Source organism: Lacticaseibacillus sp. YLM2-1, from assembly GCF_056583465.1.
In genome coordinates this window covers 2188655-2202235 of sequence record NZ_CM152617.1, presented here as the reverse complement: position 1 = coordinate 2202235, position 13581 = coordinate 2188655, and the positions used below count along the sequence as shown (strand labels likewise).

The window sequence follows — 13581 nt, the reverse complement described above, 5'->3', positions numbered from 1 at the left end:
AAGACGCCCCTTGTCTCAGGTAGATGTCGAATCAATCAGTTCAAGAGCCGTGTTATTGTAATTAGTCGCCAAGTCTTGGTCTCAGGTAGATGTCGAATCAATCAGTTCAAGAGCGCTGTCAAGTATCTCATGTCCTTCTAGAAAGTCTCAGGTAGATGTCGAATCAATCAGTTCAAGAGCAACGTTGACCGCTCTGTCTCACGAAACTGGGTCTCAGGTAGATGTCGAATCAATCAGTTCAAGAGCGAACTTTGTATCGTTTCTCTTTGCGCACGGGTCTCAGGTAGATGTCGAATCAATCAGTTCAAGAGCACGTTAAACGTACACCATGCCGCACAGTCCGTCTCAGGTAGATGTCGAATCAATCAGTTCAAGAGCGACGATCTCGCACATGCTCAGTGATATGCGGTCTCAGGTAGATGTCGAATCAATCATTTAAATGACCCATAATTCCGAGAAAATGAATTGGCGGATTTTAGAGTCAATCTCATGCTAGAAATAACCAATTCCGCAACTTTAACGTCTTCGGTCTGGTTAGCGTTCGCAATATTGATGGCTCTAGCAACTCAGGTAATTGCCGGTGCGGTTTTCGTGGACCGCTAACATCTTTATTATGCCGTCAGCCATGCTTCAAAGTTAGGGATGTCTTTAACGTACCTGCTGGTGTTGACTATGACATCTGCTACTCAATTAATATTGCCGATTTGCTGACTACACAACTGCCTCTGTAGTGGGAATATAGGCAGTGACGCCTGTAACAATATGATTTAACATTCAAGTTTCTTCAAGGGAAAACATATGCGAGTGCTCATGTCCTTCAAAATGTTTGATGACTGCGAACATCATCGATTATTGTGAAACAGCAGGCATACCTGTCTAAACTTTTTTCGATCAGTGCTTAATTAACGAAGTTCTTCTGTGTCAGTCGCAACCTGAGTTGAGAGACGTATCAGAGGAACTGACCCAATAGAAATTGGGTGCTAAGTTGAATACCTTGTGATAGAATTCATTATATATGAAATCGCTTACACAACGAGGAGGAAGAACGACATGAAAAAACTAATAGTGCTCAGTGCCACACTTTTGGTCAGCATGGGGTTGGCCGCATGTAGTAGTGGATCGAGCTCTAGTTCGAGCAAGAGCAGTAGTACGACCAGTCAGACGAGTAACGCTAAGGTGAAGATCAATACCGGCGCTGATGCGAGTGCCAAGGTGCCGGCAGCCGGTACCTTAGTGATGCGTCAGCTTTATGCTGCACCGCACGGCAAGCAATCCTTTGCGGCTGTGAATGTGACGCTGAATGGCGACACGATTGTTTCAGCCAAAATTGATGAATTCCAGTATGTCAAAAAGAGTTCTGATTGGACTGGTGTCCCGAATTCAAACAAGGACTTTGGCAAGAGTTATCCTAAAGGCCAGTTTTTGATTGCCAAGGCGGAAAATAGCAAGCCGTACTCTGCGTTGATGAAGAAAGAGGCCAAGGCGACCCATACTTGGGAGGAAAACGAAACAGCCATCACGAATTTTGTAAAAGGTAAAAAGATTGAAGATTTGAAGGCGGATGTTGCCAAGGTTAAAGATACTAAGAAGGTTAGCGATGTAGTTTCTGGTGCAACTTTTGCTGACACGGCTGGTTACTTACAGGCTATCTATGACGCCGCAACAACCGGGATGGTAGCTGAAGGGATTCAGACAACAGACAACACGATCACGGAAGGGCAAGTGCTTGCTGCGCCGCATGGTACCCAATCATTTGGAATCGTGACGGTCGCCATGCAAGGGGATAAGATCGCGAATGTCTTCTTGGATGAATTCCAGTATATGCCAAGTAAAGATTTTGGCGGTGTGCCTAATTCCAATGCCGATTTTGGCAAGGGAATCAAATCTGGCACCGTGTTAGCTTCCAAGCGGGCCAATTCCGAAGCTTATTCAGCAATTATGAAGTCAAAAGGCAAGGCAACCCAGACTTGGCAAGAAAACTCAAATGCGATTGACGAATTTGCTAAAGGAAAGACGATTGCTGAACTTGAAACAGCTGTTAGTGACTTGAAGGGCAAAAAGAAAGTCAGCGATGTCGTTTCTGGTGCAACGTTTACTGATACGTCGGGTTATTTGACCGCGATTATCAGTGCCGCAAAAGCCGCTAAGTAAGTCAGGTTGATGAAGATAACCTCAAAAAGGCTACGAGTCCTATGAGATTCGTAGCTTTTTTGCTTTTTATTAGCCGAAAAAATAGCAACACCTGTGCATACGATGCATGTTGATGACGTGTAAAATAGACGGCGACAAGGGGGGATTCGAGTGCGCTGGTTGAAAAAGTATGTTCGACCGTTTGATTATGTGATTGTCATCGTCTTATTTGTGGCATGTTTTCTTCCGGTTGGCATTTTTTCGTTGACGGAAGCGAACGTGAATACAAATCAAAAAGTGGCTGTAATTTCGATCAACGGTCATGTTAAACGGCGTATTCAACTCACTACTCATACGCGTCATCAGCAGTTCACGTTGTATCCGGCAAAGGGCCAATACAACATCATTGAAGTGCAAGGGGCGCGCATTCGGGATAAGGAAGACAATTCACCTGATCAAATCGCTGTTCATACAGGATGGATCAGTCAGGTTGGTCAGCAAAGTATTTGTCTGCCGCATAAACTGCTGATTGAGATCAAGCCAGCACAAGCAGGTACGGGAACGAGCGGTGACACTGGTGGCTTGGTTCACCCATAATGAGAGTCCCGGGCCGTCACTAGCCTGTTGTCAGCTGGTGACGGTCTTTTATGTGATGAAGGTTGTCGAAAAATGTTTGCAAGACGATTGAGTTCTCGTGGTAAACTAAAAAAACAATTTAAATTTTTAAAGATTATTGCCGTATTTGCGGATGAAAGTCAACATGTGTCGAGGCAAGGAAGAAAGAGGCAGATCATTGTTAGGATTACTAAAGTATGGCCGTGACCAGCGTTGGGCCGGGGTGATTGAAACTGTTTTTGACTGGTTGCCAACACTGTTGCCAATCATGATAGCGTTGAACTTTGCGGCAAAGCGACCGGGGAATGCCCTGATCATCACAGTGATCCTAGTGTTGATTTGGCTGGGATATGTGATTGGCTATGAGCGCCATCATCGTCATGCATGGGCTATGAGTGCTAAGCGTGAGTTGCGAGATCACTATTTCGAGGCGCTGTATCAGCGTAACAATGCAGGGGATGCAACGGCTGCAGATAATGCGGTGATTCAGCGCGATCTTGGCGGCTTGAATAATTTAGATATGTTTTATAGCACCTTATTTCCAACCTTAATCCAAGCAGGTCTTACCTTTTTGCTGTTGATTGGCTTGTCGGTTTGGTATGGTTCATGGCTGGCTTTTTTGCCACTTGCCTGCGTTTTTTTAATCGGCTTTGCGATGATGTTTTTGGGGAAAAAGATGTCAGCGCAAAACAAGGCGCATCTTGCCGGCTTTCTGCGGATGGGTGGTCGCTTTATGAATGATTTGAGCGGCATGAACACACTGGTGATGTACAATGCAGCGGATCGGTATGCTAAAAAGTTCGCCGATGATAGTGAGTATTTTCGGCAGGCAACCATGAATTTGCTGCGCACGCAATTGCAAGTATTGTTTGTTATCAATGGTTTTGTTTATTTGACAGTGTTTGCTGGCGGATTTGTGACGGCACTGCAACTTGCTGCGGGTCAACTGCCTGCTGCCGGGGCATTTGCCACTTGGTTTGCATTGGCCATGATGATGGTGAATGCCCGTCAACTTGGCTACTTTTTCCATGTGGTTAAGTCGAATGGTCCGGCACTAGCCGGTATTTTGGCAACCATTGCGAAGTCTAAGACGACACCTGCAACAGTCAAAATCACGGATAATCGACCGCTGAAGCAGTTGGTTTTGCAAGATGTTGCTATCGGTTACGAAGCGGACGCACCGCTTGTATCCGACATTAATGCGACCCTTGTTCCGGGTAAGTTATATGGGTTAGCAGGCGAAAATGGTACAGGAAAAAGTACGTTGACACAGGCATTGTTGGGGCAACTGACACCATTATCCGGGACGATTATGGCTGACAACACGCCCGTCACTGCGTTGAGCAACGCACAACGCGCGGCGGTGTTTGGGTATGTGGCTGCTAATGACTATATTTTTTCCGGCACTATCAAGGAAAATCTGCTTTTAGGCAATCAATTTGGTGATCAGTGGCAGCAACATCTTGATGAATTGGGATTGATGCACTTTGTGACTGATTTGCAAGATGGCTATGCCACTGAAGTTGGAGAAGGTGGGCGGTTGCTGTCGCCGGGACAACGGCAGCAGTTGGCCTTTGCGCGCATGTTACTGGCAGACAAAACGGTGTATTTGCTCGATGAAATGACATCAAGTATTGATGCTGCGAATGCTGCCATTATTTTAGCGGCGATCAAGCGACTGAGCCGTCAGAAAATTGTGCTGTTTATTTCCCATGATCTGTCAGCGATGGCCGAAGCTGACGTTGTTTGGTTTATTCACGATCATCAGTTAATCAGCGCGGATCATGCACAGCTTTACCGCGATCAGCCAGCGTATCGTCACTTAGTTGATAATCCCGAGGCAATGTTGAAAGAAGGTCAGCCATCATGATCAGAAGTTTACTGCGTTACACCCACCACTTAACGGGGGCTATTATCATCAGTTTTCTGATTGGCTTGGTTGCCGAATTAACAAAAGTCGTCGTTTTAGTTTTGGCTGCGATGATGTTGTTCGATCCCCAGAATGCCTCACACCTTTTAATCCCCGGCATCATCGCGGTGGTGATTGTTGGTCTGGGTAGTTTTGGTGAACAATATGCTGGCCATTTTGTGGCGTTTCACGTCTTGGCCGAATTGCGCGGTGCGGTTTATCGAAAATTGGTGCAGTTGGCGCCTGCTAAACTTGATAGCCAAGGCAGCGGCAAGTTGCTTAAACTGATTGGCAGTGACATTGAGGCAATGGAAATTTTCTACGCACATACGATTGTTCCGGTTGCGATTGGCCTTATTTATGGTGTCCTGATGGTTGCCGTTTATAGCAGCTTAAATGGTCCGGCGGCGGCCGTTGTGTTGGTGAGCTATGCGGCTGTCGGGCTGTTAATTCCTTATTATTGGCACGAGCAGATGACGGCGAAGGCTCAGGCTGCGGATCGTCAAAAAGCGGTTAATCAGCAGTACCTGCTTGAATCCGTTCGCGGCATGGCGGTTTTGCGTCAGTTAGAGGTTGCTGATGCGCGCATGAAAACCGGTAATGAGGGATTTGATCATGAGGCGACCGCCTTTCAACAATCCCAGTTTGGTCAATTATTGAAAAATATGAGTGCTACGTTGGTAATGCTGGTAGCGTGGCTATTCATTGTGTGGTTGAGCGGTTGGACCCAGCCGCAACCCTTGCAACAAGCATTATTGGCCGTGTTTCCGCTCACGTTCGGACCGCTATTAGCTTTAACCAATTTGCCAGCCTCGCTATTGAATGGTTTTGCGGCTGCTCGTAATTTATTGAATCTTTTGCAAGAGGTGCCAGCAACATCAGCGGCGATTGACGCTACCCGAACACTGAATCAAATCGCGATCATTCAAGTTGATCACGTCACCTTTAAGTATCCTAGCCGTGACGAGACCGTTTTGCGACAAGTGTCGTTGTCCTTGCATGCCGGCGAGATTGTCGGTTTTGTTGGCGCCAGTGGATCTGGGAAAAGTACATTGGCCAAATTGATCATGGGTTGGTATCCGCTCACCCAAGGCCGAATTTTAATTGATGGCATTGACCTGACCAAAATTGATCCAGCATCACTGCGCGCGCAGGTGAATTATCTGCCACAAACGCCAGTTTTTTTCTCTGAGTCGGTGCGTGACAATCTCACGTTGCACGATGCGACGATCACAGATGCGCAAATCTGGACCGTGCTTAATCAAGTCAAGCTGACGTCGCGGTTGCGTCAGGCCGAAAAGGGGCTTGATGAAAATGTCGTATCAGGACAACTGCAATTTTCTAGTGGGGAACAACAACGGCTGGAATTGGCCAGAGCCTTGTTACACCCAAGCAGCGTTTTGGTGCTGGATGAACCAACGAGCAATCTTGATACTGAAAACGAACGATTAATTTTGGACGCTATCAAGGCTTACTATCACGGCATCGTGATCATGATTTCGCATCGTGCAGAGTCGGCGGCTTATGCTGATCGGCTGTATCGATTTGCGGATCATCAGGTTTCAGCTGCCAGCACCGAGCCTAAATAACAGGCATAAAGATCTCCCCTGAATGTCGATATTTTCGGCGGCTGAGTCGTTCACGTTGTCAATTTTTAAAATCATTGTTACGCTATTTTGAGAATACGACAAAGCGAAGATTCGAATACCTTTGGGGGAGGGTCGCCATGATTATTCAAAACGTGCTGAACAACAATGCTGTCGTGGCCAGACATCAACAACGCGAGGTGATCGTGGTCGAGCGTGGGATCGGTTTCCGCGCTAAAAAAGACGCCAAGATGGCCTTGCGCGACAGTATGAAAGTCTATGTGCCAGAGGATCAAGCAAAGCTGAAAATCGCGACGGCGACGATTGCCAGTCTGCCCAGTGCTTATTTGGATTTGGCCGCTGGAATCATTCAGGAGGCAGAAAAGCGATTGCAAACCACGTTCAAAAGTTATTTGTTGATTGAGCTAGCCGATCATGTTCATTTTGCGGTGCAACGGCTGTATGAGAAGATTGTATTGCACAACAAATTGCTATGGGAGATTCAGGTTGCCTACACCCAAGAATACGAGATGGGCGAATGGGCATTGCATCAAATCGCCGCGCAATTGCATGAACAATTGCCGGAAGATGAGGCGGGATTCATCGCGTTAAAGTTTGTGAGTAACGATCTGAATCATCAGCAAACTGTTAACTCACTTGCCTTTACTCAAACCCTTGCGAGTCTCACGAAAATAATCTTTTACAATCTAGGGCTGGACATGAACGTCAAAACACCTGATTATCAGCGACTAGTTATTCACCTCAAATTTTTCTTACAACGCATGTATGCTGCTGCGCCGTCGCCTTTGTCGTTAAAGATGGAAAACTATGACTATGTCTTGTTGAAACATCTTCAACAAGATTATGCCCGTGCTTATCACTGTATGGAAGACGTTGACCGATTCATGCAACAGAAGTTAGCGATTGCGATTCCTAAAAACGAGCAAATCTATCTCACCATGCATATTGCGCGCTTAGCAAAAAGTTTGGCGGAGTGAAAAAAGTTGTTGACGCGTGCTAATGCGTACGATAAGATGGTGTCGTTGAAAGCGAATACAGAACCATCTGGCTTGTAACTATTGGATTAGGCAAAACCAGAAAGACACGACTTGTACACCACAAGTCCGGTCTTTCTGGCTTTTTTTGTGGAGCGTGAGCTGGCGCGGTTAGAAACCGGAGCATAAGCGGCCTGAAGCCTAAATGGTTGGGCTTGGACCATTTAGGCTTCAGGTCCTTATGTGCAGGTTTCTGCGCCAGCGAACGCGTTTTGAGAAAGAGCGTGAGCTAGCCCGGCTAGAAACCGGAGTGTAAGTAGGCTAGCGATCGCGTTTAAGAAAGAATGCAACACCAGACAGCGAAGTGCAGTCATCGTGATGCAAGATACTGAACCATATCACTCGCTGTGGGAATCGCAAGTGTAGCTATGTGTAGCTAAAGGGGGAAGGCCGAATGAATGAATCAGGATTAGCTCAGCAATTATTAAATCTGATTGGTGGCAAACAAAACATCAATCAGGTCTGGCACTGTGCCACTCGTCTGCGTTTTACATTGAAGGATCGTGCAAAAGTACCCAAAGATAAAATCGAGGCGTTGGATGGTGTGATTACCGTGGTTGAAGCCAGTGGTCAGTTTCAAGTCGTGATTGGTAACAATGTCGGGGATGTTTACCATGAAGTCGTGAAACTGGAACCATCTTTAAGCGAAGGCAAAACTAGCGGTGAAACAGCCGCACAAGGAAAAATGACGTTCAAAAGCGCTTTCAACAGCTTGCTAACGTTCATTTCCGGTGTATTTACGCCATTCTTGGGCGCGATGGCCGGCGCCGGGATTTTGAAAGGCTTGCTATCTTTGGCCGTGGTCATGGGCTGGTTAACAGCGAAAAGCGGCGCGTATCAAATTTGGTGGGCCGCAGCAGATGGTATTTTCTATTTCCTACCAATTGCCTTAGCATTTACCGCTGCTAAACAACTCAAGGTTAATCAATTTGTATCCATGGCGATTGCGGCGGCGATGGTGTCGCCGGGCATTGTCGCGTTGGGCGCAAAGGCAACAACTATTGACTTTTTCGGTATTCCAGTCGTGCCGGCGAATTATACCGCGACAGTCTTGCCAATTCTGCTGGTTGTTGTTGTTCAGAAATTCTTAGAACCAGTTTTCAACAAGTTGTGGCACGAATCCGTTCGTAACATTTTGGCGCCAGTTTGTCTTTTGGTTGTCATTGTGCCATTGACGCTGATTGTGGTTGGACCCATCAGTGCGACGGTCAGCAGTTGGTTGGCAACAGCGATTGTGTCGTTGAACAAGAGTGTGCCAATTTTGGCTGGTTTAGTGCTAGGCGGTTTCTGGCAAGTGATCGTGATTTTCGGCGTTCACTGGGCACTGGTACCGGTGATGATGAACAATATTGCTCAGAATGGAACCGATTTGATGATGCCGATTCTGCTGCCAGCAGTGCTGTCTCAAGCTGGTGCAGCACTGGCGGTATTTCTTAGAACGCGTGATGCCAAAATGAAAAGTCTTGCCGGTTCCAGTACCATTACCGCACTATTCGGGATCACAGAACCGACAATTTATGGGATTACATTGAAGTTGAAAAAGCCATTTTATCTTGCTTGTGTGGCAGGAGCAGTCGGCGGTATGATCGTTGCGATTTCCGGTGCCGGGGCAAATGCCGCTGCTTTGGCCAGTGTGCTTTCACTGCCAACTTTTATTGGCAAAGGCTTTGGACTTTCTGTGGTTGGCGATGTGGTTGCGTTTGCGCTCGGGACGGTGCTCACTTACTTTTTTGGCGGTATCAACGCAGGCGCAAAAGCCAAAACATCGCCTTCTGCCAACAGCGAACTAGGCGAAGCGTTAGCAGCACCAGTCAAAGGGGTGCTTGTGCCGTTAACCGGCTTGGCAGATGAGGTCTTTGCATCTGAGACCATGGGCAAAGGTGTGGCAATCGTTCCTGAAAACGGCATGGTGAAGGCACCTGTTGCTGGCGTGATTAGACTGCTTTATCCAACCGGTCATGCGATTGGGATTCAGTCGGACAAAGGCTCGGAAATTTTGATTCATATCGGTATCGATACGGTTAATCTAAAAGGCAAACATTTTCAACCACTTGTGGCACAAGGACAGCACGTTGAAATTGGAACGCCATTGGTGCAATTCGATCACGAAGCCATTGAAAAAGAAGGGTATGAAAGTACCGTGATGATGATTGTGACCAATTCCGACCAGTATCAAATCGCGACGCTTGGACAGGGAGCCACCGATGATCGGCCGGTCATGACATTAGCGTAAAGAGCGTGAACTGGCGCGGTAAGCGCGGCGTAGCGAAGCGGCATTAAGGGTGACCGGCTGTTGCCTTTAATGTTCTTCGCATAGCCGCGCTGCGCCAGTGAAGGCGTTTTAAAAGAGCGTGAGCAGACGCGGTTTCTGCGGCTGGGAGCGCGTTTAAGGAGAGCAGACCAATGACATACCTAAATTTTCCAAAGAATTTTTTATGGGGCGGTGCTACGGCAGCCAATCAACTTGAAGGGGCTTATCAAGAAGATGGCAAGGGTCTTTCAATCGCCGATGTGCTACCACAAGGCAAGGATCGTTTTACGATTGTGAATCGGCCAGATTTCAACTGGACCATCGACAAAAGCAAGTATCGCTACCCAAACCATCAAGGCATTGATCATTATCATCGGTTTAAAGAAGACATCAAACTTTTCAGCGAGATGGGATTTAAATGCTATCGTTTTTCGATTGCGTGGTCACGGATTTTCCCAGAAGGTGATGAGAAAACACCAAATGCCTCGGGCTTGAAATTTTATGATGAGGTTATTGCGACATGCTTGAAATACGATATCGAACCAGTTGTCACGATTTCACATTACGAGATGCCGTTGCATCTGGTAACCAAATATGGCGGCTGGAAAAATAAACGTCTTATCGAGTTTTATAAGCATTTTGCGGAAACAGTTTTGACTCGCTACTTTAAGCAAGTAAAGTATTGGATGACGTTTAACGAAATTAACAGTGCATGGGCATTTCCGGTGATGAGCCAAGGATTAGTTGCCAATAATGGCGGCAATGACAAGCAAACAATTTTTCAAGCATGGCACAATCAGTTTGTTGCCAGCGCTTGGGCCGTGAAAATCGGACATGCGCTTGATCCTAAACTTCAAGTTGGCTGCATGTTGCTTTATGCCACCACTTACAGCTATGATGCCAACCCAGTGAATCAATTGGCGACCTTGCAGCAAAATCAGGCATTTAATTTCTTTTGCGGCGATGTGCAGGTTCGCGGCGAGTACCCAGCCTATACCGACGCGTTGATGGCGGACAACGGGTTTAAATTCACAGATCTTGATTTTTCAGCCGAGGAATTAACACTGCTGAAAAATCATCCGGTTGACTACATTGGTTTTAGCTACTATATGTCCGCCGTAGTCGAAACAGTTGAAAAAGAACATGCTGAAGTCGGGGGCAACCTGCTTAGTGGCATCAAAAATCCGTTTTTGAGGGCGAGTGAATGGGGCTGGCAGATTGATCCGATTGGCCTGCGCATCGCGTTAAATCAATTATATGAACGTTACCGTAAACCACTTTTCATTGTTGAAAATGGACTTGGCGCCGTTGACAAACCGGATGCTGATGGCAAAATCAAGGATGATTATCGGATTGATTACTTGAAGCAGCATATTGAACAAATGGGTGCGGCCATTCATGATGGCGTGGATCTGATGGGCTATACGCCATGGGGCTGCATTGATCTGGTCAGTGCTTATTCAGGCCAAATGTCGAAACGTTACGGCTTCATCTATGTCGATCTGGACGATGCTGGGCAAGGCAGTTTAAACCGTTACAAAAAGCAATCGTTTAACTGGTATCAGCGGGTGATTGCTTCCAATGGAACGGATTTAGGTTAATAATCGTTTTGCAAAGTGACCTTCGGATGAGAAGGTCATTTTTTCATGCATAAAAAAATAAAATTGACATTTTCAGAAAATAAGCAGTATTATATAGACCGGTTGTTATAATAGTGGAGGTAGCAAATGGATACACGCGAAAAACTGGTGGCAACGGCTGCCAGTCTCTTTCAAAAAGAAGGGGTCAGAGCTACTGGTTTGACGCAGATTTTAACGGTCAGTGGTACACCAAAGGGCTCACTTTATTATTATTTTCCAAACGGTAAAGCGCAATTGATTGAAGCCGCGATTACTTATGCTGGCCAGCACATTCTTGAGCATGTGCAACGGGACCTTGATCGGTACAAGGCGCCTGACGCTGCGCTGGCTGGACAACTAGAAAGTATGGCGACCGAAATGCAGGAAAAGGGGCATCTTGGTGGCAATTCAATTAGCTTGATAGCCTTAGAAACAGGCGATGATCCTGAGTTGCAGGCCGCTTGCAGCGCTGTTTTTACCCAGTTAGAAACGCTGTACATCAAAAAGCTCACGTCAGCCGGTATTCCGCCTGACCGTGCCCAGCCACTTGGCCAATTTATTCAAGCCAGCATTGAGGGCGCCATTATTCTTGCCGCAACCAAAGACAATCCTGACTTGTTGCGACAGACCGCGGATCAACTGACCCGCTTGATCAAGCTGGCATTGGCCGCATAAAGCCAATGCCAGTTGTTTGTTTTTATCATTTAACGCGTTCGCCAGCGCAGCAACCTGCATGTAAGGACCTTGGTCGCAATGGTCAAAGTACGACCATCACGCCCAAGGCCACTTACACTCCGGTTGCTAACCGCGCTGGCTCGCGCTCACTATAACGCGCTCGCAGTCGCAGAAACCTACACATAAGGACCTTAAGATTAACTGGCCAAAGACCAGCCAGTTAATCTTAAGCCCGCTTATGCTCCGGTTTCTAAACGCTCCTGCTCGCGCTCACTAAAAAGGAAGTTATCATGCAATTATCACAAACAAAAGAAATGCCGCAAGCTCGCGTTCACGTTGCCCATCCAGCAATGGCCATGATCGGCTTGATGATTGGGGCGTTTGTCGGTATGTTTTCAGAGACGTCGCTTAATATTGCGTTGCCTAGTTTAATGACGGCGTTGAATGTGTCACAGGGCACTATTCAGTGGCTAGTCACAGGTTATATGTTGGTTATCGGGATCTGCATGCCGTTATCCAGCCTTTTATCAAAATGGTATAACACTAAAAAGATCATTCTTTTTGCACTTGGCGCCTTTATTCTGGGCTCGGTTGTGTCTGCGATGGGCGCAGTTTTTCCGGTTGTGCTTATTGGGCGATTGATTCAAGGCATTGGCACGGGGCTGATTTTGCCGCTGATGTTTTCAGTCGCTATGCAGATTTTCCCGCCATATAAATTAGGGACAGTCATGGGGATGGCTGCTTTGGTGATTATGTTTGCGCCTGCTATTGGCCCAACGATTACCGGGCTGGTGCTTGCCAAATTCACTTGGCACTACATTTTTTGGCTATTCGTGCCATTCTTGGTTTTGGCTTTCATTTTCACATTAACTTCGATGGAAAATGTTTATCATCAAACGCAAACACCAGTCGACTGGTTGTCAATTGTTGAATCGTCGATTGGCTTTGCTGGGATTGTGGTTGGAACAACGATGGCGAGTGATGCTGGCTGGCTTTCGCTGGAAGTCGGACTTGCTTTGCTCGTTGGGGTTATCGGTTTAGTTCTTTATGCCCGGCGGCAATTATCGTTAACAAACCCGATGCTGAATTTACGCGTTTTTGCTAATAAACAGTTTACTGTCGGAACGTTACTCGTCATGCTTGATTTTGGGGTGATTCTGGCCTCGATGTATTTACTGCCGATGTATCTGCAACGGGTGATGGGCCTGCCAGTTGCCATGACCGGACTTGTCATGTTACCAGGCGGGATTGTGAACGCTGCTGTTTCTGCGATTGCAGGTCGGATGTATGACAGCCACGGTGCTAAATGGTTATCCCGCGGTGGTTTTGTCATTGCTATCCTAGGCGTGCTGATATTGCTTAACAGTGGTGCACAAAGTCCGTTATGGTGGATTATTTTAGGGCATGTTGTCTTAATGATCGGCGCGCCGTTAGCGATGTCACCTGCCCAGACATATGGGCTGAATAGTTTGAGCGGTGCCGAAAGCGCAGACGGCAGTGCCTTGCTGAACACACTGCAGCAAATTGTCGGCGCCGTTTCAACTGCTGTTGCCACAAGTATGCTCGCGCTCGGTTCGGCCAAAGCCGCTGGACAAACTGGCCTGACAATTGGTTCGCATTTTGGCTTTATGTTCGTCTTGATCCTAGCCATTATCGGACTCATCGTTGCCTTCCAAGTCAAAAAACCACAGGCAAGTCGCGACCTTTAATTAGTATCAGAAACAGAACGGGACTTCATTAA

General features: G+C 46.9%; 9 protein-coding genes and 1 CRISPR repeat array (1 of these 10 running past the window's edge). All 9 genes read left to right on the top strand.

Annotation, left to right across the window (positions count from 1 at the left end; genetic code table 11):
• A CRISPR array of direct repeats spans positions 1–444; the repeat unit is 36 nt; unit sequence GTCTCAGGTAGATGTCGAATCAATCAGTTCAAGAGC (it extends 450 nt beyond the left edge of the window).
• A 606-nt stretch (positions 445–1050) separates the two neighbouring features.
• Entirely contained in the window at positions 1051–2151 is a 1101-nt protein-coding gene (locus AC07KQ_RS10585) for a hypothetical protein (RefSeq protein ID WP_003566934.1), read from the top strand.
• Positions 2152–2301: 150 nt separating this feature from the next.
• Positions 2302–2727 (top strand): NusG domain II-containing protein, encoded by a 426-nt coding sequence (locus AC07KQ_RS10580; protein WP_003571199.1) that lies wholly within the window; start codon positions 2302–2304, stop codon positions 2725–2727.
• Positions 2728–2923: 196 nt separating this feature from the next.
• Positions 2924–4615 (top strand): ABC transporter ATP-binding protein/permease, encoded by a 1692-nt coding sequence (locus tag AC07KQ_RS10575; RefSeq protein ID WP_003571196.1) that lies wholly within the window; start codon positions 2924–2926, stop codon positions 4613–4615.
• Positions 4612–6243, top strand: a complete 1632-nt coding sequence (locus AC07KQ_RS10570; RefSeq protein ID WP_480156561.1) for an amino acid ABC transporter ATP-binding/permease protein — start codon at positions 4612–4614, stop codon at positions 6241–6243. Before AC07KQ_RS10575 ends, AC07KQ_RS10570 begins: the two co-directional genes overlap by 4 nt.
• A 137-nt stretch (positions 6244–6380) precedes the next feature.
• Positions 6381–7238 (top strand): PRD domain-containing protein, encoded by an 858-nt coding sequence (locus tag AC07KQ_RS10565; RefSeq protein WP_003580480.1) that lies wholly within the window; start codon positions 6381–6383, stop codon positions 7236–7238.
• 451 nt (positions 7239–7689) lie between these two features.
• On the top strand, positions 7690–9528 hold the full coding sequence (locus AC07KQ_RS10560; RefSeq protein ID WP_480156560.1) for a beta-glucoside-specific PTS transporter subunit IIABC: 1839 nt from the start codon (positions 7690–7692) through the stop codon (positions 9526–9528).
• A 170-nt stretch (positions 9529–9698) separates the two neighbouring features.
• Positions 9699–11147 carry a glycoside hydrolase family 1 protein gene (locus AC07KQ_RS10555; RefSeq protein WP_480156559.1) on the top strand — a complete coding sequence of 483 codons (1449 nt, stop codon included), beginning with the start codon at positions 9699–9701 and terminating at the stop codon, positions 11145–11147.
• A gap of 126 nt (positions 11148–11273) precedes the next feature.
• Positions 11274–11840: a TetR/AcrR family transcriptional regulator gene (locus AC07KQ_RS10550; RefSeq protein ID WP_003580474.1), complete on the top strand. Its 567-nt coding sequence runs from the start codon at positions 11274–11276 to the stop codon at positions 11838–11840.
• Positions 11841–12130: 290 nt separating this feature from the next.
• Positions 12131–13549, top strand: coding sequence for a DHA2 family efflux MFS transporter permease subunit (locus tag AC07KQ_RS10545; protein ID WP_003580472.1), 1419 nt, complete (start codon positions 12131–12133; stop codon positions 13547–13549).
• Positions 13550–13581 lie beyond the last annotated feature (32 nt).